Origin of the sequence: Streptomyces sp. NPDC047072, assembly GCF_040643855.1 — a bacterium.
In the GTDB taxonomy this organism is placed as follows: Bacteria; Actinomycetota; Actinomycetes; order Streptomycetales; family Streptomycetaceae; genus Streptomyces.
The window spans coordinates 99,237-119,102 of sequence record NZ_JBEYVC010000001.1 but is presented as its reverse complement, the minus strand read 5'-3'; the positions used below and the strand labels follow the sequence as shown (position 1 = coordinate 119,102).

The window sequence follows — 19,866 nt, the reverse complement described above, 5'->3', positions numbered from 1 at the left end:
GCGTGGGCGCGACCGGCCACGACGGCGCAGCAGACGAAGCACTCACGAGAACAGCACCTCGTAAATCCGCAGCCAAGGCTCAGGCGGAACCTCCCCCACCAGCACTCCCCGATCGAGCCCGGCGCGGCGAAACGCCACATCGACCCGGTGCCGTCGATGCTCCCGGCACAGAGACGCGTGCAACGAGCCCCCGACCCCCGAGAACCCGAGTTCCACCAGCCGTCGCCAGCTGGGCAGGGCGGCAGGCGCGATAAGCGGTGTGCGACGACGCTCGATCCGGATGATCCCGGCGTCCACACGCGGCACGGGCCGGAAGCTGTACCGCCCGACCCGCCCCACCAGCCGCCACTCGTACCGGGGCCAGCTCAGAACCGTCAGCAGGGTCCAACTCCCGTACTCCCCCGTCCGTTTACGCGCGTACTCGAGCTGCGTGAGGAGTGTCGCGTCGGTGAGGGCCGGAGCTCGCAGACACCAGTCGACGATGGCCGACGTACGGGAGAACGGCACGTTCCCGACGACGGAGAAGGGCGTCCGGGGCGGCCGCGCCTGGAGGAAGTCCCCCGCCACAACGCGGACTTGGGGCGTGTCGGAGAAGCGGGTGGTGAGTGCCGGGACGAGCCGCTCGTCGATCTCGTACGCGAGTAACCGTCGGCATCGCGGGACGAGATGCGCGGTCAACGCGCCCTTTCCCGCGCCGACTTCGAGAAGCAGCGCGTCCCGGTCGGACACGGCGAGGTCGGCGAGGCGCGCGGCGGCGCGCGGGTCGGCGAGGAAGTTCTGTGAGAGCGCGCGAGAGACGCGCGTGGGGCGGGCCATGGCCTGCGGTCCTTGTCTTCCGGAAGGGGGAGGAGGGCAGACGAAGGCCCTGACCGGAAGACAGGAGAGTGGGAGAGGAACGAACCAGGCCGCGCGTGGTCAGCGGCGGTGGGCGTGGCTCCCCGGACCGGTCAGGGCTCCGGGGCCACGGCGCTTCCGTGCGGAAGGCGTGAAACCCCGGCCGAGACCGGTGTTGATGATCGCGTTGTTCGCTGCCACGGACGGAACGCTAGGGCGGGGCCTCCTTCGCGGGCAACGGGTTTTTCAGCGCTGGTAGCGGGCCAGCACCAGATTGCCGTCGTCCTCCAGCCGTTTCCGCAGCTCGTCGAGGCCGATCGCCCCGCTGTAGTACTCCTGGAAGGCGGGGGTCGCGACCTTGTCCTTCCACTCGGGATAGCCCCGGACGGACTGCGCGGGCGCCGAGCGCAGATGGGCGGCGAGGTCGGTCCCCGTGGCCCAGCCGTCCTTCGCGGTGCGCAGGGCGGGGTCCTTCAGGGCCTCGGTGCCGGTGGGCAGCATCCAGTCCCCCAGCGCCAGCCGGACCATGTTCTCCGGCCGGAGCAGGAAGTCGACGAACGCGGCGGCCTCCTTCTTGTGCGGGCTGTCCTCGGCGATGGAGAGGGTCTGCGGGCTGACACCTTGGGTGAGCCCGTCGGCGCCGGCCGGGGCGGGCAGCACCTGCCAGCGGAAGCCCTTCGGTGCCTGCTGGGCGATCTGCTGACGGTAGGAGAAGCCGAGCGGGACCATCGCGTACCTGCCGCCGAAGAAGCCGGGCAGGGTGTCGGAGCCGCCGCTGCCGAGCGTGGTCGGGGAGGCGCTGTGGTCGGTGTCCGCCTGGTCGTGGATCGTGCGCGGCACGGTCTCGTCGCCCTTCTCGAACCGGACGGTGACCTTGCCGTCGGCGCCCCGGTGGAAGAGCTGTCCGCCCGCCGAGAGGGAGAGGTTGAGGGTCGCGGAGACGGGCTCCTTGAGCGGCCAGGCGACGCCGTACTTGCCGTCGCCGCTCAGCTCCTTGGTGATCCGCCGGAACTCCGGCCAGGTCCAGGGGTGTTCGGGGGTGGGGATCCGTACGCCCGACTTCTTCAGCCAGTCGGAGTTGGCGATGAGCACACGTGGTTCCTGGAGGAAGGGCACGCCGTAGACGCCGTCGCCGAAGGTCGTCGTCTCCCAACTCCGCTGCGGGATGTCCGACTTGAGCCGCCGGGGCAGCAGGTTGGTCAGGTCGGCGAGGTAGCCGCCGTACGCGAAGTCCGCGAGGTCGTCGGAGGCGTCGTGGATGATGTCCGGCGCCTCGCCGCCCTCGAAGGAGGTGAGCAGCTGGTCGTGGACGCTGTCCCAACTCCCCTGGATGTACTCGACCTTGACGTCCGGATGGGTGGCGTTCCACTCCGCGACGAGTTCCTTGTTGGCCTGGACGGACTCCTCCTGCCAGGCGAGGGACTGGAAGCGGAGGGTGATCCGGCCGTCGGAGCCGCCTCCGCCCGAGGTGCAGGCTGTCACGAGCAGCAGTGCAAGCAGCAGAACGGTGCCTTTCACAAAGCCGCGCATCAGCTCTTCACCGCCCCGGCCATCATGCCTCCCGTGATCCGCCGTTGGATGAGCGCGAAGACGACGAGCGAGGGCAGGGTCGCGAGGAACGCGGCCGCGGCGAGCGGGCCGAGGTCGGCGACGCCCTCCGCGCCGATGAAGTGGGTGAGGATCACCGGAAGGGTCTGTTTCTCCGGGGACTTGAGCAGCACCAGGGCGAAGAAGAACTCGTTCCAGGCGGTGATGAAGGCGAACAGTCCCGTGGCCACGATCCCGGGCGCCAGCAGCGGCGCGGTCACCGACACCAGCGTCCTGAGGCGTCCGGCGCCGTCGACCGCCGCCGCCTCCTCCAGCTCGACGGGCACGGCACGGACGTATCCGACGAGCATCCACAGCGCGAACGGCAGCGCCCACACGACGTACACCAGCACCAGCCCCGCAAGGGAGTTGACGAGCCGCAGGTTCTTCAGGACCAGGAACAGCGGGATGATCACCAGCACCAGCGGGAAGGCCTGGCTGACCACCACCCAGCCGGTGGCGGCCCGGGCGAGCAGGGTGCGGCGGCGGGCCATGACGTAGGCGAGCGGGGTGGCGACGAGTACGGCGATCAGGGCGGCGGCGACCGCGGCGAGCAGGGAGTTGCCCGCGGCGCGCAGCAGGGGCTGTTCGTCGAAGGCCTGGCGGAAGTTGTCGAGGGTGGGCTCCCGCGGGATCCAGGTGGGGTGCAGACTGCCCAGTTCCCGGGGGGACTTGAAGGCCGTGGAGACGAGCCAGAGGAACGGGAAGGCGAGGAAGACGAGATAGGCGAGCAGGGCGACGTACTGTCCGACGCGGCCCGGCGTGCTGGTCCTCATGCGTCGTCACCTCCCCTGAGCCGGCCCACCAGGAAGAGGGCGAGCAGCACCGAGATCACCGCGACCATCACACAGCCCATGGCGGCCGCGTAGCCGAACTGGCCGTAGCGGAAGGCCTCTTCGTAGGCGAAGAGCATCGGCAGCCGGGTGCGGCCGCCGGGGCCGCCGCTGGTCAACACGTAGACCAGGGCGAAGGAGTTGAAGTTCCAGATGAGGTTGAGCGCGACGATGGCGAGGGCGACCGGTCTGAGGGCCGGCCAGGTGACCGTGCGGAAGCGCCGCCAGGCGCCGGCCCCGTCGACCGCCGCCGCCTCGTGCAGTTCGCGCGGGGTGTTCTGGAGGCCGGCGAGCAGGGCGACCGTGGTCGTCGGCATCCCCGCCCAGACGCCGACGACGATCACGGCGGGCAGGGCGGTGGACAGGCCGCTCAGCCAGTCGTGGCCGTCGCCGAGACCGAGGGTGCGCAGGGTCTCGTTGAGGACACCGGCGTCCGGGTTGTAGACGAGCCGCCACATCACGCCGACGACGACCTCGGGCATCGCCCAGGGGATGATCGCGAGGGCGCGGGCGAGCCAGCGCAGCTTCAGGTCCTGGTTCAGCAGCAGGGCGAGGCCGAGGGCGAGCAGGAACTGCGGGACGGTCACGCCGACCGCCCACACCAACCCGATCCGGAACGACTCCCAGAACAGCGTGTCGTGCAGCAGGTCCCGGAAGTTGAGGGCGCCGATCCACCGGGTGGCCTGGGTGCGGCCCGACTGGGCGTCGGTGAAGGCCAGCAGGATGCCGTAGAGCAGCGGTCCGACGCTCAGCACCAGGATCGGGAGCAGGGCGGGCAGCACCAGGAACCAGGCTCCGTGATCGGACGCCCGTCTCCCTCCGGCGCGCGGGGCGCCCCGGGCCGGCCGCTTCGTCGCGGTCACCAATGTCACGTAATCGGCTCCTTCGCGCGGCTCGTGACGGTCTGAGTCCGGTGGGCCCCGTCATGGTCGTGAACGCGCCATGCCCCGTCAAGGCAGCGCGTACACGGGCCGACCTGTGGTGATGCGAGACTGGCCGGTGGTTGGCGCGATCACGTCGTTGTCGGCGGCGGCGCACGAAGGCATACGGCGACTGGGAGGCCGGGCGATGGACGAGGCACGGGCGCGGGACGTACTGGCCGCGGCGGGCGTGCTGCCGGGGCCCGCGGAGCTGCTCGCGCTGGGCGAGAACGCCGTGTTCGCCGCCGGTGACCTGGTCGTCAAGGTCGGCCGGGACGCCGAACTCCTCGACCGCGCCCGGCGGGAGCTGGACATCGCGGTGTGGCTCGCGGAGGCGGACGTGCCTGCGGTGCGGGCGGCCGAGCCGAAGCCGCTGCTCGTCGAGGGACACCCGGTGACGGTGTGGCACCGGTTGCCGGAGGCCGTACGGCCCGCCGAACCACGGGATTTGGCCGAACTGCTGCGGGTGGTGCACGCGCTGCCGTCGCCGCCGTTCGCGCTGCCGCCGCGCGAGCTGCTGGGCGGTGTCGAGCGGTGGCTCAGGCTTGCCGGGGACGCGGTCTCGGCCGCCGACGCGGAGTATCTGCGGGAGCGGCGGGACGGATTCGCCTCGGCGGTGGCCGCGTTGACGCCGCATTTTGCGCCGGGGCCGATCCATGGGGACGCGCTGCCGCGCAATGTGCATGTGGGGCCGTCGGGTCCGGTTCTCGTCGACCTGGAGACGTTCTCGGGGGATCTGCGCGAGCACGACCTGGTGGTGATGGCGCTGTCCCGGGACCGGTACGGGTTGCCCGCGGCGGCCTACGAGGGGTTCGTCTCGGCCTACGGCTGGGATGTGCGGGAGTGGGACGGGTGCGGGGTGCTGCGCGGGGCCCGGGAGACGGCGAGCTGCGCGTGGGTGGCCCAGCACGCACCGTCGAACCCCAAGGCGCGGGCCGAGTTCGAGCGGCGGGTGGCATCCTTGCGGGACGGCGACGAGACGGTGCGGTGGTATTCGTTCTGAGGGGAGTCCGTCCGGTGAGCCCGTCGGCTCCGTCAGGGACGCGCCCCCGCTTCGAGCGCCGCCCGATGCAGACCGTCTACGTCGTCGCACCGCAGCACGGCCTCGGACACGGTCATGCCCCCCACGCTATCCGCTGCGGTCGCGGTCCTGGATCGTCGCCGCCGCGGAGCGCAGGGCGAGCAGGACGGTGCGGACCGCTTGGCGGGCGGTGCGCTCCGGGCGGCAGAGGGCGTCGATGTGGCGGCGGGCCCGGACTCCGCTGAGGGGTCTGAGGGTCAGGGACGGGTGCGGGCGGGAGGTCCAGCGGGGCATCAGGGCCAGGCCGCCGCCCGCCGCGACCGCCTCCGCCGCCACCGCGAACTCGTTGATGCGGTGGGCCAGTCGGAGGGGGCGGCCCGCCGTGGCGGCGATCGCCTCGATGGTGGCCATCACCGGGAAGCCGTCGTGGACGGTGATCCAGGGTTCGTCCGCCACGTCCCGCGGGGTGACCCGGCGCTTGGCGGCGAGCGGGTGGGCCGCGGGCATGGCCACGTCCAGGGGTTCGCGCAGGAGGGTCGTCGCGGTCACCGTGCGGGGCCAGGGCGGGGCGTGGTCCAGGCGGTGGGCGAGGACGATGTCGTACGTCCGGGTCAGGCGGGGGAAGTCCTCCTGCGGGACGTCCTCGTCGGCGAGTGCGAGCACCGGCCGGCCGGGGTCGGCCAGGGCCCGCAGCAGCAGCGGGAAGAAGGCCGCGCCCGCGCTGTGGAAGGCGGCCACCGACACCTCGCCGTCGGGCCGCTCCAGGAACTCCTCGACGCTGTGCCGCGCCCGCTCCAGCGCGGTCTCCACCTCGATCGCCGCGCCCGCGAGGGTCTGCCCGGCGTCGGTGAGCACCAGCCGCCGCCCCTGGCGCTCGGTCAGCGGCACCGGGATCGCCCGCTGGAGCAGCCGCAGCTGCTGCGAGATCGCCGACGGGGTGACCAGCAGCGCCTCGGCGACGGCGGTGACGCTGCCCAGTTCGCCGAGTTCCCGCAGGATCCGCAGTTGACGTTCGTCCATGTCGACAGTGTAGGAGCACTAAAAGATCGTTTTAGGAACTGGCTCTGGGCTTCAGAGTCGGTTCGGGGCAGGGTGGGCGGGTGTCCGACGCCCGCCGTACCGATGCGGTACTCCTGCTGGTCGCGATCGTCTGGGGGTCGAGTTATCTCTCCGCCCAGACGGCGACGACCGCCCTGCCCGTCCTGCTGGTACTCCTCGCCCGCTACGCCCTCTCCGCACTCGCCTGTCTCGGCGCCCTCGCCACCCGTGGGCGCCGATCGCTCCGTTGGACGCGCGACGAACTGCGCGTCGGCCTCCCGCTCGGGGTGACCCAGGCCGCCGTCCTGGTCGTGGAGACCTACGGTGTCGCCCACACCAGTGCCGCCAACGCGGGGCTCATCATCAGCCTGACCATCGTCCTCACCCCGCTGCTGGACCGCAGCGGCCACCCGCGGGGCCTGCCGCCCGCCTTCTACGTCGCCGCCGGGGTGTGCGTCCTGGCCGTGGGGCTGCTCATGGCGGGCGGCGGTTTCCACGCGCCCCGGCTCGGCGATCTGCTGATGCTCGCCGCGGCCTTCGTACGGGCGGGACATGTGGCACTGGTCGGCCGCCTCACCGCGGGGCGGGCGATACGGCCGCTGCACCTCACGACCGTGCAGACGCTCGTCGGCACGGTGCTGTTCCTCACCCCGGCCGCGCCCGACCTGCCGGCCCTGGGTCACGCCGACGCGGCCACCTGGGCGCAACTTCTGTATCTCGCCCTGTTCTGCAGTGTGTTCGCCTTCCTCGCGCAGACCTGGGCGGTCCAGCGCACCTCGGCCAGCCGGGCGAGCCTGCTCCTCGGCACCGAGCCGGTCTGGGCCGCGGTGGTCGGCGTCGCCCTGGGCGGCGAGCACTTCACCGCGCTGACCGGCCTCGGCGCGGTGCTGATGGTCGCCGGCACCTACTGGGGCCAGTCCGTGGAACGCGCCCACCGCGACCGCGCGGCGCGCGAGACCGCCGTACGCGAAGAGGAGCAGCACCCCTTGGAGGGCACCCCGCCCCCGGCTACAACCTCCCCGCGCGCCTGATCAGACCGTCTCGTCGGCCGGCTCGCGCAGCGGCCAGGTGCTGTCGATCACCGCGGTCGCGTCGCCCTTGCGGCGCAGGAAGTCCTGGAAGTCGGCCGCCCATTCCGCGTACCACTCGATCTGGCGGCGGTGCAGGTCGGCCGGGCCGAGGGCCGCGACCTTGGGGTGGCGGGCGGCTATCGCGCAGGCGAGACGGGCCGCGGCGAGGGCGTCGGCGGAGGCGTCGTGGGCGGTGTCGAGCGCGACGCCGTACTCCGTGCAGACCGCTTCGAGGTTGCGCTTGCCGCGGCGGTAGCGGTCCACCGAGCGGTCGATGGTGTACGGGTCGATCACCGGGGCCGGGTCGAGGCCGCCCAGGCGGTCGCGCAGGGACGGCAGGCCGTGGCGGCGCAGTTCGGCGGCGAGCAGGCTCAGGTCGAAGGCGGCGTTGTAGGCGACGACCGGGACGCCCGTCTTCCAGTAGCCCGCGAGCACGTCCGCGACCGCGTCCGCGACCTGGTCGGCGGGGCGGCCCTCCGCGGCCGCGCGTTCGTTGCTGATGCCGTGCACCGCGACCGCGTCCGCCGGGATCTCCACGCCCGGGTCGGCCAGCCACTCGCGGTGGCCCAGCCGCTGTCCGTCTCTGACCTCGATCACGGCCGCCGTGACGATACGCGCCTCGCGCGGGTCGGTGCCCGTCGTCTCCAGGTCGAAGCCGATCAGCAGCTCCCGGTGCCAGCCCATGGGCGGTCCCCCTTCTTGGTGGTGCTTTCCCCCAGTGGTCTCCACCTTCCCATGGGCCACTGACAATCAGAGGACCGCATTCCGCTTGACATTCAGGACACCGGACGCGAATCCGCCCAAGCCGTCTCGAACTCCTCGCGGTAGGTCGGGAAGAGTCCGATGTCGTCCACATCGCCCGACTTGACCACCCGGTTGCCGTTGCGTAGCACGAGGACCGGTGCCTCCATCCCCCTGGAGCGGCGCAGATAGGACTGCACGACCGCCACCCCGTCCGCGCCGTCGCCGTCCACGAGGTAGGCGGTGAAGCGCGGGGTCTCGTCGTAGACCTGGATCTCGAAGGCGCCCGGGTCGCGCAGCCGGGACCGCACCCGGCGCATGTGCAGGATGTTCATCTCGACGGCCCGGCCCAACTCCCCGCGCTTGATGCCCAGTTCGCGCTCGCGCCGCTTGACCGCGCTGGAGGCCGGGTTCAGGAACAGCAGCCGCACCCGGCAGCCCGCCTCCGCGAGGCGCACCAGACGGCGGCCGGAGAAGTTCTGCACAAGGAGGTTGAGGCCGATGCCGACGGCGTCGAGGCGCCGGGCGCCGCCGAAGATGTCCTCGGCGGGGAACTGCCGTAGCAGCCGCACCCGGTCGGAGTGGACGGCGACCACGTCCGCGTACCGGTCGCCGACGAGGTCCTCGACCGCGTCGACGGGGAGCCTGCGGGCGGACGGCACGTCGCCGTCGGCGCCCAGGATCTCCAGCAGCCGGGCCGAGGCACGCTCGGCCTGGCCGAGGACCGCCTCGGACAGGGCGCGGTTGCGGGAGACGACGTTGCGGGTCACCTCCAGCTCGTCCAGGGCCAGTTCGACGTCACGGCGCTCGTCGAAGTACGGCTCGAAGCACGGCCAGTGCTGCACCATCAGCTCGCGCAGCTGGGGCAAGGTCAGGAAACTGAGGACATTGTCGTCGGCCGGGTCGAGCAAGTAGCCCTTGCGGCGGCTGACTTCGCGGACGGCGACCGCGCGCTGCACCCACTCCTGCCCGGCGGGCCCGGCGGCGGCGACCACCCAGTCGTCGCCGTGGACGGGCTCGTAGATGGGCCGCAGGACGGCGGCCACGACGGTCCGCAGCCGCTGTTCCACGAGGTTCAGCCAGATGTAGGCCCGGCCCGCCCGCTGCGCGCGCGTCCGTACCTCGCGCCAGGCCTCGGCGTCCCAGCCCAGCTCCGGCCCGATGGCACCCGCGTCCATGGGCCGGGCCAAGGACACCGTGCCGGGCGGGACGTCTGCGGAGTTCCCCTCGTGACCCTCGTCACCAGGGGGCAACTCCAGCCCTCCCGACCCCACCCGCGCACCGCCTTCCACTCCCCCGGGAACACCCGGGAGATCCGCCCCACCCAACGATCAAGGAAAGGAAGGGTACTCCGGGAGTGGTCGGCGGTGCAGCCGGATGGACAGGCTCATTTCTCAACCGCGTTGCCGCCAGTGGCCGTTCTGCCAGTCGAGCTCGGAGGGAGTGAGCGGATTCATAGCGGTCACGTCCCGCGGGGCGATGGAGAAGCCCTGCCAGTGGACCGGCATGGGCTGCTGGTCCTCGTCCCTCGCTATGTGGTGGAAGCCGACGTTCATCCAGACCACGGGATGGGTGAGCGTCTGGCCGTTGACCCACTTGTCGACGGAATCGCCCGCTCCGGCAGCGCAGTTGCCGGGGTTGTTGCTGGCGAACTGCTCGCACTCGTTGTACTCGGTGAAGTAGACGTCGTGCTTGGTGAAGCTGCGCCCCGGGTACTTGGTGCTGGTCCCCGGGACGATCTCGTACGACCGCGGGTGCCAGTCCTTGTTCTTGCCGGCCGCGCTGACCACGCGCCACCAGCGGTAGCTCTTGGCGTCACCGGCGAGTTCCTTGGTGACCGGGGTGCGCGTGGTCTTGGTGCTCGGCGCCTGCTGCCCCTGGGCGGGCGCGCTGACCGTCGAGTCGTACTGCTCGACGCGGTTCTTGGAGGAGCCGTCGAGGGCGAAGTCCAGGCGCCAGAAGGCGTTGTGGCTGTGGCTGGTGGCCTGCGCCTTCGGGCCCTTGCCGATGGGCCAGCCACGGCCGTCACCGGCGTCGTAGTCGCTCCAGGAGAGGCTTCCAGTCGCGCCGAGGTTCATGGTGATGGTGCCGTCGTCCTGGAAGCGCCACTCGGTCATGTACTCGTACCAGCCGACCTGGTTGACCGAGTAGACGAGCAGGTCCTTGCCCTGGGCCTGGTAGACCTTGTTCGCGCTGTCGCCCTGCATGCGGTAGGCGTGACCGCGTGAACGGGTCGTGGTGCACAGGCCGTTGACGTTCGGGTTGTCCTGCCAGGTGTCGGGGACCTTGACGCTCTTGATGGTGCCGCCGGGGCACTCGCCGGGCGCGAGGTTCATCAGGCCCTGGGCGAAACCGAAGCCCGTCAGGTCGTCGTACTCGACGCTGCCGTCGTCGTAGGGGACGTGGATCTGGCCGAGCCGGGCGCTGTTGAGGACCTTGATGGGCCGGGGCTCGTTCTTGGGCTGGTAGGTGATGTCCTCCAGGACTAGGCCGGCCTTGCTGTCGTAGCGCCAGCACATCCGCCAGGTGGTGCCGCTGGAGAGCTTCTGCTCGATCCGGTAGGCGGCGCTGCACTCGGCGGCCGCGGCGGCGGCTGCCTTGGGCTGGGCCACGGCCGGTCCCGCACCGGCGGTGACACCGGCGGTCAGCGCGGCCACCGACAGGCCGAGCGCCGTGTGCCTGCGGGCACGGCTGATTCTGTTGGGTTGCATGAAGAGATGACTCCCTTGCGAACAGGGCAAGTTGGAAAAGTGGACGGAGGGTGGCGGCTCAGCCGCCGAGCTTGGCGACCTTCCGGGCGCTGAGGTCGACGATGAAGTCCCGGGCGTCGATCCACGGGCCGTTCTTCACCTTCGGGAACAGCCGCACGCAGCGGTGCTCGCCGCACTTGTCGAGGACGGCCGGCTGTCCGCCCGGGACCGCGCGGTAGACCGCGCCGGTCAGCTGGAGCTGGTCCGGCGAGGTGAGCTCCTTGCCGGTCGCGTCCTTGTAGTCGGCCTTCAGGTCGGAGCCCTGCGGGTCGGCGATCAGCAGGGCGGCCGCCTCGGCGTACTCGGCCCTGCTCAGCGGCGGCTGTACGCCGTGCTGGGTGCCGGTCGCCGCGACCTTGCCGGTGTCGAGGTCGACGGTCTTGGTGACGAGGGTGTCGTCCCGGTAGTCGTAGAACGTGACGACCGCGCGCCGGGGCGCGTTCGGGTCGTCCAGCTCGTCGGCCTCGGGGTCGGCCAGGTCGACGGTGAGCCGCTCCGGGCCGCGCTCGCCCTCCACGTCCTCGCTGGCGTTGAACATCTGGCGGCTCACCGCGAGCTGCTCGACCCGCGCGATCTCGTCGTCGGTGAGCGGGTCGCGGCCCTTGCCCTTCTCGCCCTCGGCCGGGGCCTGTTGGACGACTCCGGGCGCGACGGCCCCGTCCTGGCCGCTTCCCGACTGTCCCGCCTGTGCCGCGGACTGTGCCGTGCCCGCCTTCGCCCCTGGTGTGTCGTCGGCTCCCGCCGTGCCCGGCAGGGTGATGCCGACCATCACGGCGGTCCCGGCCACCGCGATGGCCGCACCGGCCACCACCTTGCCCAGGTGGCGGTGGACTATCGTGCGCACATCTTCCCCCTACTCCCCCAACAGCCCCGGGAGTACGTGTTGGTCCCACTGGTTCGGCACAGGGCGACTCTGTGACCGCCCTGTGCACCGGTCGCACGGTAAGAGGGACGTAAGTCATAGGTGGTTCCCTCACTTTCGGGGACACTCGGGGCCAAGGCGCCACCAGCGGCGCCGGACACCTGGAAGAGTCGTATCCATGCAGGTCTGGCCTGGAGAGGCGTATCCGCTCGGCGCCACGTACGACGGCGCCGGTACCAACTTCGCGGTCTTCACGGAGGCCGCGGACCGAGTAGAGCTGTGTCTGCTGCACGACGACGGCTCGGAAACGGCGGTGGAACTGCGCGAGAGCGACGCTTTCGTGCGCCACGCGTACCTGCCCGGGGTGATGCCGGGCCAGCGCTACGGCTTCCGGGCGCACGGCCCGTACGAGCCGGGGCGCGGACAGCGCTGCAACTCCGCGAAGCTGCTCCTCGACCCGTACGCGCGTGCGATCAGCGGGTCGATCCGCTGGGGCGAGGAGGTGTACGGCTACCACTTCGACGCCCCCGAGGAGCGCAACGACCTCGACTCGGCGCCGCACACCATGAGCTCGGTCGTGGTCAACCCGTACTTCGACTGGGGCGACGACCGGCGGCCGCGGATCGGCTACCACGAGACGGTCATCTACGAGGCGCACGTCAAGGGCCTCACCATGCGGCACCCCGGGCTGCCCGAGGAGCTGCGCGGCACCTACGCCGCCCTCGCGCATCCCGCGATCATCGAGCACCTGACCCAGCTCGGGGTCACGACGCTGGAACTGATGCCGGTCCATCAGTTCGTCAACGATCACCGTCTGGTCGACATGGGCCTGAACAACTACTGGGGCTACAACACCATCGGCTTCTTCGCCCCGCACAACGCGTACGCCTCCTGGGGCGACCGCGGCCAGCAGGTCCTGGAGTTCAAGTCGGCGGTCCGGGCGCTGCACGAAGCCGGTATCGAGGTCATCCTCGACGTCGTCTACAACCACACCGCCGAGGGCAACCACCTCGGCCCGACACTGTCGTTCAAGGGCCTCGACAACCCGTCGTACTACCGCCTGACGGATGATCCCCGGTACTACATGGACACCACCGGCACCGGGAACTCCCTGCTGATGCGGTCCCCGCACGTCCTCCAGCTGATCATGGACTCGCTCAGGTACTGGGTCACCGAGATGCACGTCGACGGCTTCCGCTTCGACCTCGCGGCCACCCTGGCGAGGCAGTTCCACGAGGTGGACCGGCTGTCGTCGTTCTTCGACCTGGTGCAGCAGGACCCGGTGGTCTCCCAGGTGAAGCTGATCGCCGAGCCGTGGGACGTCGGCGAGGGCGGCTACCAGGTGGGCAACTTCCCGCCGCTGTGGACCGAGTGGAACGGCAAGTACCGCGACACCGTACGGGACCTGTGGCGGGGCGAGCCGCGCGCGCTCGCGGAGTTCGCGTCCCGGCTGACCGGCTCGTCCGACCTCTACCAGGACGACGGACGGCGCCCCCTGGCCTCCATCAACTTCGTGACCTGCCACGACGGGTTCACCCTGCACGACCTGGTGGCGTACAACGACAAGCACAACGACGCCAACGGCGAGGACAACCGCGACGGCGAGAGCCACAACCGGTCGTGGAACTGCGGGGCGGAGGGCGAGACCGACGACCCCGCGGTGCTGGAGCTGCGCGCCCGCCAGATGCGCAACTTCGTCGCCACGCTGATGCTGTCCCAGGGCGTGCCGATGATCAGTCACGGCGACGAGGTGGCGCGCACCCAGAAGGGCAACAACAACGCCTACTGCCAGGACAGCGAGCTGGCGTGGGTGGAGTGGCCCGACGGCTCCGGCGAGGACGCGGGGATGGGCGGCCGGTTGCTGGAGTTCGCGCGCGCGATGGTGTGGCTGCGCAAGGACCATCCGGTCTTCCGGCGCCGCCGCTTCTTCCACGGGCGGCCGGTGGAGGGCACCCATGACGAGCTCTCGGACATCGCCTGGTTCACCCCGGCGGGCAAGGAGATGGCACAGCGGGACTGGGACCGGACACAGGCCTCGGCGCTGACGGTGTTCCTCAACGGCAACGCGATCTCGGAGCCGGGTCCGCGCGGGGAGCGCATCAGCGACGACTCGTTCCTGCTGATGTTCAACGCCTCGCCGCGGTCCCTGGACTTCGTGGTGCCGGTCAACCACGGCCGGCAGTGGCAGGTCGTGGTCGACACCGCGCGCGCGGACGGGGTGCCACCGGGCACGGGCGCGAAGGTGCAGGCCGGGGACCGGCTGACGCTGGTCGACCGGAGCATGACGGTGCTGCAGCGGCCCGTATAGGCGAGGTGGTGACACGAAAGGCGGCCGGGCGGGTACGTAGGAGTGCATGACATCTGTGCGTCCCGACCCGGCGGCGGTGCCGACGGCCACCTACCGGCTGCAGTTGCAGCCCGACTTCCCCTTCGAGGCCGCGGCGGCGGCCGTGCCGTACCTGGCCTCGCTGGGCGTCTCGCACCTGCACCTGTCGCCGGTCCTGGAGTCCGTGCCCGGGTCGATGCACGGCTACGACGTGGTCGACCACGCGCGCGTGCGCGGCGAACTGGGCGGCGAGGACGGGCTGCGGGCGCTGGCGCGCACCGCGCGGGAGCACGGGCTCGGCCTGGTGCTGGACATCGTCCCGAACCACATGGCGATGGCTCCCCGCCACAACCACGCCCTGTGGGAGGTGCTGCGGGAGGGCCCGAAGTCGCCGTACGCGCGCTGGTTCGACATCGACTGGGAGGCACAGGGCGGACAGGTGCTGCTGCCGGTCCTGGGAGGCCCGGCCGGCGCGCTGCTCGACGAGCTGACGGTCGACGGCGAGGTGCTGCGCTACTACGACCACGTCTTCCCGCTCCGCGAGGGCACCGAGGAGCTGCCCCTGCCGCAGCTCCTGGACGCGCAGTGGTACCGCCCGGTGTGGTGGCGGCTGGCGCGTACGGAACTGAACTACCGGCGGTTCTTCAGCATCTCGGAGCTGATCGGGGTGCGGGTCGAGGACCCGGAGGTGTTCGAGGCGACCCACGCCAAGATCCTCCAGCTGCTGCACGAGGGCGTCGTCGACGGGCTGCGCGTCGACCATCCCGACGGGCTCGCCGACCCCGACGGCTATCTGCGGCGGCTGCACGAGGCCACCGGCGGCCGCTGGACGGTCGTGGAGAAGATCCTGGCGGACGGGGAGCAGCTGCCCGCCTCCTGGCCGGTGGCGGGGACGACCGGCTACGACGCCCTGCGGCACGTCGACGGCCTCTTCACGGACCCGGCGGGGTTCGGGGAACTCCTCGGCCAGTACCGGCGGTTCGCGGCCCCGCAGACGGACCGCGGCGGGGACTGGGCGGCGACGGTACGGCGGGCCGCGTACAAGGTGCTCACGCACGAGCTGGCGGCCGAGCTGGACCGGCTGACCCGGGTGGCGGCACGCGTGTGTGCCTCCTCCCCGGAGCCCGTGCTGCGCGACCGGGCTCCCTGGGCGCTGCGCACCGCGCTCCAGGAACTCCTCGTCCGCATGGAGGTCTACCGGCCCTACGGCTCCTCGGACGCCGCGTCCGTCGTCACCGAGGAGGCCGCGGCCGAGGCCCGGCTCGCCTTCGTGGTCGCCGAGGAGGCGGGCGCCGTGGACGTCGTACGGGATCTGGTGCTGGGGCGGTTCGGGGACGGGCCGGAGCAGGTGGAGTTCCGGACCCGGTTCGCGCAGACCTCGTCGGCGCTGCGGGCGAAGTCCGTGGAGGACACGGCGTTCTACCGGTACGTACCGCTGCTGTCGGCGACGGAGGTGGGCGGGAACCCGGGCGGCCCGGCCGTCCCGCCCGAGGACTTCCACGCGTACTGCGCGCGCGTGCAGCGCGACTGGCCGGCCACGGGGACGGTGGTGTCCACGCACGACACCAAGCGCAGTGCCGACGTACGGGCGGCGCTGGCTGTGCTGACGGAGTGTCCGCAGTGGTGGGCCGACGTCCTCGCGGAGGTGACGCGCACGGGTGAGGGCGTGCCGGACGCGCAGGTGGCGTGGGCGGCCTGGCAGACGGTGTTCGGGCTCGGTCCGGCGGCGCCCGAGCGGGTGCGGGAGGCCCTGCTGAAGCATGTGCGCGAGGCGGGGCTGTACACGAGCTGGACGGAGCAGGAACCGGCCTACGAGGCGGCGGTGGCGGCGTTCGTCGACGCGGGGCCCTGCGGGGCTCCCGGCGAGCAGGTGACGGCCCTGCGGGACCGGCTGGCGCCCCACGTCCGGGCGAACGTGCTGGGGACGGCTCTCGTCCACCTGACGATGCCGGGGGTGCCGGACGTGTACCAGGGCACGGAGGGCGAGTACCTGGCGCTGGTGGACCCGGACAACCGGCGGGCGGTGTCCTTCCCGGCCGCGGACGCCGGCGGGGCGGGCGGGCTGGCGGTGGGCGCCGGCGGGACAGAGCTGCTGACGGCCGCCGGCACCGGCGAGAAAGGCGTGCTCACGGCCGCCGCGCTGGGGCTGCGCCGGCGTCGGCCGGAGGTCTTCGGGGAGACGGCGACGTACACGGCGCTGGCCGCCGAGGGGCCCGCCGCCGCGCACTGTGCGGCCTTCGCGCGCTCCGGTGAGGTGGTCACCGCGGTCACCCGGCTGTCGCTGCGGCTGGCGCAGTCGGGCGGCTGGCGGGACACCGTGCTGCCGCTGCCTCCCGGGGTGTGGGCCGATGTGCTGGCCCCGGAGCGGGAGTTCTCGGGGCACGCGCGCGTGGCGGAGTTGTTCGAGGGCGTGCCGGTGGCGCTGCTGGAGCGGCGGCGGGCGGAGTGAGACGGGTCCACGCCCGCCCTGGTCCGGTGCCGGAGCGGGGCCCGCGCCCCGATGAGCGCCGGAGCCCGCTACCCGGGCGGGCGGGCCCGGACAACCCCGCTGGCACCTACGCCGTTACCGGCTGCCGGTAAATGCCTCTGGGCGCCCCCTGGAGCCTCCCCCATGGTGTCCTTGACACCTCCACCGGACCGTGGGGTACTGCGGATTGCGAAGCCGGGCGGATGTGTCGGGGGTGAGTCTCCTGCCGGAGCTGCGCTACCCCACGGTGACCGAACTGACCGCGTCCGCGAGGGCGTTGGCCGCGCTGCGGCCGGGCGTCTGCGCGCTGCGGCAGGTGGGTGTCTCGCGCGCGGGCAGGCCGCTGCTCCTGCTCTCGGTCGGCCGGGCCCGACGCGCCGTCCTGGTGGTCGCGGGCGCCCACTCCAACGAGCCGACCGGCGGCCCCACGGCACTGGCGGTCGCCGAACGGGTCTTGTTCGACCGGGAGTTGAGGGCGGACATCTCCTGGCACTTCCTGCTGTGCGCGGACCCCGACGGGGCGAGCCTGCACGTCACCCCCGCGCCGCGCAGCCTGTTCGAGTACCACCTCGGCTTCTTCCGGCCGGCCGGTGAGGAGCAGCCGGAGTGGGCGCCCTCCATGCTGCCGCCGGACCGGCTGCCGCCCGAGACCCGCGCCCTGACCGGGGTGATCGACGACCTGCGCCCCTACCTCCAGGTCACACTGCACGGCACCGATCTCGGCGGCAGCTGGGTGCAGTTGACGAAGGAGGTGCCGGGTCTCGCGGAGCCGTTCGCCAAGTCCGCGGCGGAGCTGCACATACCGGTGGAGACGGGCGCCTCCGACGCGGCGGGCTGGCCCGCGTCCGGGCCGGGAGTGCATGTGATGCCGGCGCCGGGGGCGGGGGCGGCGTATCCGAGCATGCCGGACGACGCGCGGCGCAGCACCTGGTACCACGCGCACCGCTACGGCGGGCTGACGGCGGTCGTCGAGGTGCCGATGTGGGCGAGCGACCTGGTGAGCGACCCGGCGCCGCATCCGGCGCCGGCGACGGCGATGCGGCGCCTGGCGGGCCGGCTGCTGCGCGAGGCGAGCCAGGTGGACCGGGTGCTCCGCGAGACGCTGCCGCGGCTGGAGGGCCCGGACGGGCCGCTGCTGCGGGCGTCCCGGTGGGGCCTGGAGCTGGTGCCGGGGCTGGCCGCGGACTGGATCCACACCCCGCCCGCCGACGACACCATGGCGTACATCGGCAGCGTGGACGCGTTCTCGCGGCGGCTGCCGCTGCGGGCGGCGGCCATGCTGCTGCGGGTCCTCCAGGAGGCCGGCGACCCGCTGGCGCCCCGGCTGGAGCGGCTCGTCCGGGCCTGGAGCAACTCGTTCGCGGACCGCTTCCGGGCCCGCTGGGTGCCGTTGGAGCACCAGGTCGAACACCAGGCCCGCACGGTCGTGACGACGGCGCTGCACGCGCGCGAGCGGACGGGGTGAGGCGGCGGGCTCAGCCGTCGAGCGCGAAGACCGCCCCGGTCCGGGCCGCCAGCACACAGCCGTTGGAGAAGGTCTCCTGGTACTCGACCGGCCGTCCGTCCCACTGGCCGCGCGCCTTGGCGGTGACCGGTGCGTAGATCATCGGACAGGCGACGTCGGCCGGAGGCACGGCCTCGATGTCACCACCGGCGGCGGCGAGTTGGGCGCAGGCCTCGGCGGCGCGGCCGTGCCCCTGGGGCGGGTTGCAGAGCAACAGCGTGCCGCGGGTGTCACTGGAGCGGCCGTCGCCTGTGGTGACCGAGACGAAGAGCCAGTTGCCGCCGGCCTGCTGGGCGGAGACGGGGGCTGCGGCGGCGAGGAGGAGGACGGCAGCGGCGGGCAGCGCCGCGCGCACCACGCGCCGTACCACCGAAGATGCCCCTGCCGCTGTGATCGTGTACGTCATTCCCGATGCATCGGCACGGCGGCCTCGGAACCCCACCCCGGCTCACCCGAACGGGAGCACGCGGGCGCGTGCCGTGCGGCGAGTTCGAACGCGGCGCGCACCACCCGGGACTGGTACTCGACCTGGCGTTCGACGGGGATCCAGCGGGCCCCGCAGCCGTCGAGGTAGTCGCCGCACCACACGTCGATGAGCCGGTCCAGTTCCGGCAGCGCGCCGGCCGGGTCGCGGCCCGCGCGGGTGACGACCTGGTGCAGCAGCCCGGCCGTGCGCAGGGCGAGCCGCCGCCCGGCGATCCGCAGGGCGACCAGGTGGCCGGTGGTCAGCGGCGGCAGCGGGCGGACGTCGTCGGCGACGTCCGGGTCCCAAGCGTCGGCGAGCCCGGGACAGACCAGTAAATAGTCCTCGACCGGGGCGAGCAGCCGGGCCGCGTCCGGGGCGTGGCCGACATGGGGCCGGATCCGCGCGAGGACGTCCTCCAGGAGCCGCGCGTCGCGGCGGAGCGTGTGGCTGACGGTGCGCAGGGCGGCGGACGCGTCGGCGGGCGGGCTCGCGTCCTCGACGGCGGCGACTCCCCACATGGGCGCCTCGACGACCGCGGTCACGGTGCCGTGCCGGTGCGGGTGGTACCAGGTCGACTCGACGGCGGCCTCGGTGATGGCGGCGGCGAGGTCGCCGGGGCGCGGCGGGGGGATGCGGTAGACGGCGGGGCCCAGGCGCGGCCAGTACAGGGTGTCGTACGGGCCGAGTTCGCGCGGGATGCGCAGCCGGGCCGCGGTGTGGGCGAGGCGGCGGGCGATGCCGGGCAGGTCGCGGGTGAGTTCGACGAAGCCGCCGCCGACGTCGACGCCGTGCAGGGAGCACTGCAGGAAGGGCCGCAGTTCGTCCTGGAGGGCGAGCAGGGTGCGGGTCTCCGGCAGCGCCGCGCCCTCGGCGCCGTCGGGCAGCCACTCGGGCTGTTCGCCGAAGCCGGGCCGGAAGAAGTTCCGGAAGTAGCGGTCGAGGGTGTACGGGCCGTGCAGCCAGCCCTCGTTGCGGCGCAGACCGTCGGGGTCGAGGCAGAGCAGCAGGTTCCAGGTGGCGTCGGCGGCCTCGGTGAGCCTCGGGTCGGCCAGCGCCCGCTCGGCGAGCCTCAACACCGTGGCGCCGCCGACTGGTTCGTTGGCGTGCGGTCCGGCGACGATCAGGGCCTGGCGGCCGCCGTGGCCGACGGAGAGCAGCCACAGGGGGTTCCCGGCGCGGGAGGTGCCGGCGCGGCGCAGTCGGGCGTCCCGGGGGTGGCGGGCGACGAGGGCGGCGGCCCGGGCCCCGAGCTCGTCGACGGTCGGGTAGCGGAGGAGTGGCGGCAGGGCACACCTCCACAATGTGGTGCCGTCGGTTCACCTGATGTGCATGGTGTACGCACAGTCAGTCACGACTTGTCGGGTACGTCAACAGTGTGCGGAGGAACGGTTTTTGCACCGCCACGAGAGGTGAAGCCCAGGCCAGAGCCTGTACGGGGTCGTCGCGT

At 72.3% G+C, this 19,866-nt stretch carries 16 protein-coding genes; 5 read left to right on the top strand and 11 right to left on the bottom strand.

The annotated features are described in order from the left end of the window. Positions 1 to 42 precede the first annotated feature (42 nt). The 4 genes from erm to ABZ896_RS00490 form a co-directional block, all read right to left on the bottom strand. Positions 43 to 816, bottom strand: a complete 774-nt coding sequence (gene erm, locus ABZ896_RS00505) for an ErmE/ErmH/ErmO/ErmR family 23S rRNA (adenine(2058)-N(6))-methyltransferase (protein WP_360919512.1) — start codon at positions 814 to 816, stop codon at positions 43 to 45. A 264-nt stretch (positions 817 to 1,080) separates the two neighbouring features. Beyond that, positions 1,081 to 2,364, bottom strand: coding sequence for a sugar ABC transporter substrate-binding protein (locus tag ABZ896_RS00500; RefSeq protein ID WP_360919509.1), 1,284 nt, complete (start codon positions 2,362 to 2,364; stop codon positions 1,081 to 1,083). Beyond that, entirely contained in the window at positions 2,364 to 3,197 is an 834-nt protein-coding gene (locus ABZ896_RS00495) for a carbohydrate ABC transporter permease (protein WP_360919506.1), read from the bottom strand. Before ABZ896_RS00495 ends, ABZ896_RS00500 begins: the two co-directional genes overlap by 1 nt. Beyond that, on the bottom strand, positions 3,194 to 4,126 hold the full coding sequence (locus ABZ896_RS00490) for a sugar ABC transporter permease (RefSeq protein ID WP_360919503.1): 933 nt from the start codon (positions 4,124 to 4,126) through the stop codon (positions 3,194 to 3,196). The genes ABZ896_RS00495 and ABZ896_RS00490 overlap by 4 nt, the downstream gene beginning before the upstream one ends. A 196-nt stretch (positions 4,127 to 4,322) precedes the next feature. Between ABZ896_RS00490 and ABZ896_RS00485 the strand changes: the two genes are divergently transcribed. Next, positions 4,323 to 5,177 (top strand): aminoglycoside phosphotransferase family protein, encoded by an 855-nt coding sequence (locus ABZ896_RS00485; RefSeq protein ID WP_360919500.1) that lies wholly within the window; start codon positions 4,323 to 4,325, stop codon positions 5,175 to 5,177. Positions 5,178 to 5,303: 126 nt separating this feature from the next. On the opposite strand, the gene ABZ896_RS00480 is transcribed toward ABZ896_RS00485, so the two are convergent. Continuing rightward, positions 5,304 to 6,215: a LysR family transcriptional regulator gene (locus ABZ896_RS00480; protein ID WP_360919497.1), complete on the bottom strand. Its 912-nt coding sequence runs from the start codon at positions 6,213 to 6,215 to the stop codon at positions 5,304 to 5,306. Positions 6,216 to 6,295: 80 nt separating this feature from the next. Between ABZ896_RS00480 and ABZ896_RS00475 the strand changes: the two genes are divergently transcribed. Continuing rightward, positions 6,296 to 7,264, top strand: coding sequence for a DMT family transporter (locus ABZ896_RS00475; protein WP_360919494.1), 969 nt, complete (start codon positions 6,296 to 6,298; stop codon positions 7,262 to 7,264). Here the strand turns inward: ABZ896_RS00475 and ABZ896_RS00470 are convergent, their stop codons facing one another. The 4 genes from ABZ896_RS00470 to ABZ896_RS00455 all read right to left on the bottom strand — a co-directional run bounded on the left by ABZ896_RS00470 (position 7,265) and on the right by ABZ896_RS00455 (position 11,638). After that, entirely contained in the window at positions 7,265 to 7,987 is a 723-nt protein-coding gene (locus tag ABZ896_RS00470; RefSeq protein WP_360919491.1) for a 3'-5' exonuclease, read from the bottom strand. 92 nt (positions 7,988 to 8,079) lie between these two features. Further along, positions 8,080 to 9,318, bottom strand: coding sequence for an SAV2148 family HEPN domain-containing protein (locus ABZ896_RS00465; protein WP_360919488.1), 1,239 nt, complete (start codon positions 9,316 to 9,318; stop codon positions 8,080 to 8,082). Positions 9,319 to 9,438: 120 nt separating this feature from the next. Then, positions 9,439 to 10,755 carry a copper amine oxidase gene (locus ABZ896_RS00460; protein ID WP_360919485.1) on the bottom strand — a complete coding sequence of 439 codons (1,317 nt, stop codon included), beginning with the start codon at positions 10,753 to 10,755 and terminating at the stop codon, positions 9,439 to 9,441. Between the two features lie 58 nt (positions 10,756 to 10,813). Next, a complete protein-coding gene (locus tag ABZ896_RS00455) occupies positions 10,814 to 11,638 on the bottom strand; it encodes a Tat pathway signal sequence domain protein (protein WP_360919482.1) in 825 nt (274 codons plus the stop codon). A 196-nt stretch (positions 11,639 to 11,834) separates the two neighbouring features. Between ABZ896_RS00455 and glgX the strand changes: the two genes are divergently transcribed. The 3 genes from glgX (at position 11,835) to ABZ896_RS00440 (ending at position 17,914) form a co-directional block, all read left to right on the top strand. Beyond that, positions 11,835 to 13,964 (top strand): glycogen debranching protein GlgX, encoded by a 2,130-nt coding sequence (gene glgX / locus ABZ896_RS00450; protein ID WP_360919479.1) that lies wholly within the window; start codon positions 11,835 to 11,837, stop codon positions 13,962 to 13,964. Positions 13,965 to 14,010: 46 nt separating this feature from the next. Then, positions 14,011 to 16,431, top strand: coding sequence for a malto-oligosyltrehalose synthase (treY, locus tag ABZ896_RS00445; RefSeq protein ID WP_360919476.1), 2,421 nt, complete (start codon positions 14,011 to 14,013; stop codon positions 16,429 to 16,431). Positions 16,432 to 16,663: 232 nt separating this feature from the next. Further along, positions 16,664 to 17,914 carry a M14 family zinc carboxypeptidase gene (locus tag ABZ896_RS00440; RefSeq protein ID WP_360919473.1) on the top strand — a complete coding sequence of 417 codons (1,251 nt, stop codon included), beginning with the start codon at positions 16,664 to 16,666 and terminating at the stop codon, positions 17,912 to 17,914. Positions 17,915 to 17,924: 10 nt separating this feature from the next. Here ABZ896_RS00440 and ABZ896_RS00435 read toward each other — a convergent pair whose 3' ends face one another. Beyond that, positions 17,925 to 18,359 (bottom strand): SSI family serine proteinase inhibitor, encoded by a 435-nt coding sequence (locus ABZ896_RS00435; RefSeq protein WP_360919471.1) that lies wholly within the window; start codon positions 18,357 to 18,359, stop codon positions 17,925 to 17,927. Beyond that, a complete protein-coding gene (locus tag ABZ896_RS00430; RefSeq protein ID WP_360919468.1) occupies positions 18,356 to 19,720 on the bottom strand; it encodes a M14 family zinc carboxypeptidase in 1,365 nt (454 codons plus the stop codon). The genes ABZ896_RS00435 and ABZ896_RS00430 overlap by 4 nt, the downstream gene beginning before the upstream one ends. Positions 19,721 to 19,866 lie beyond the last annotated feature (146 nt).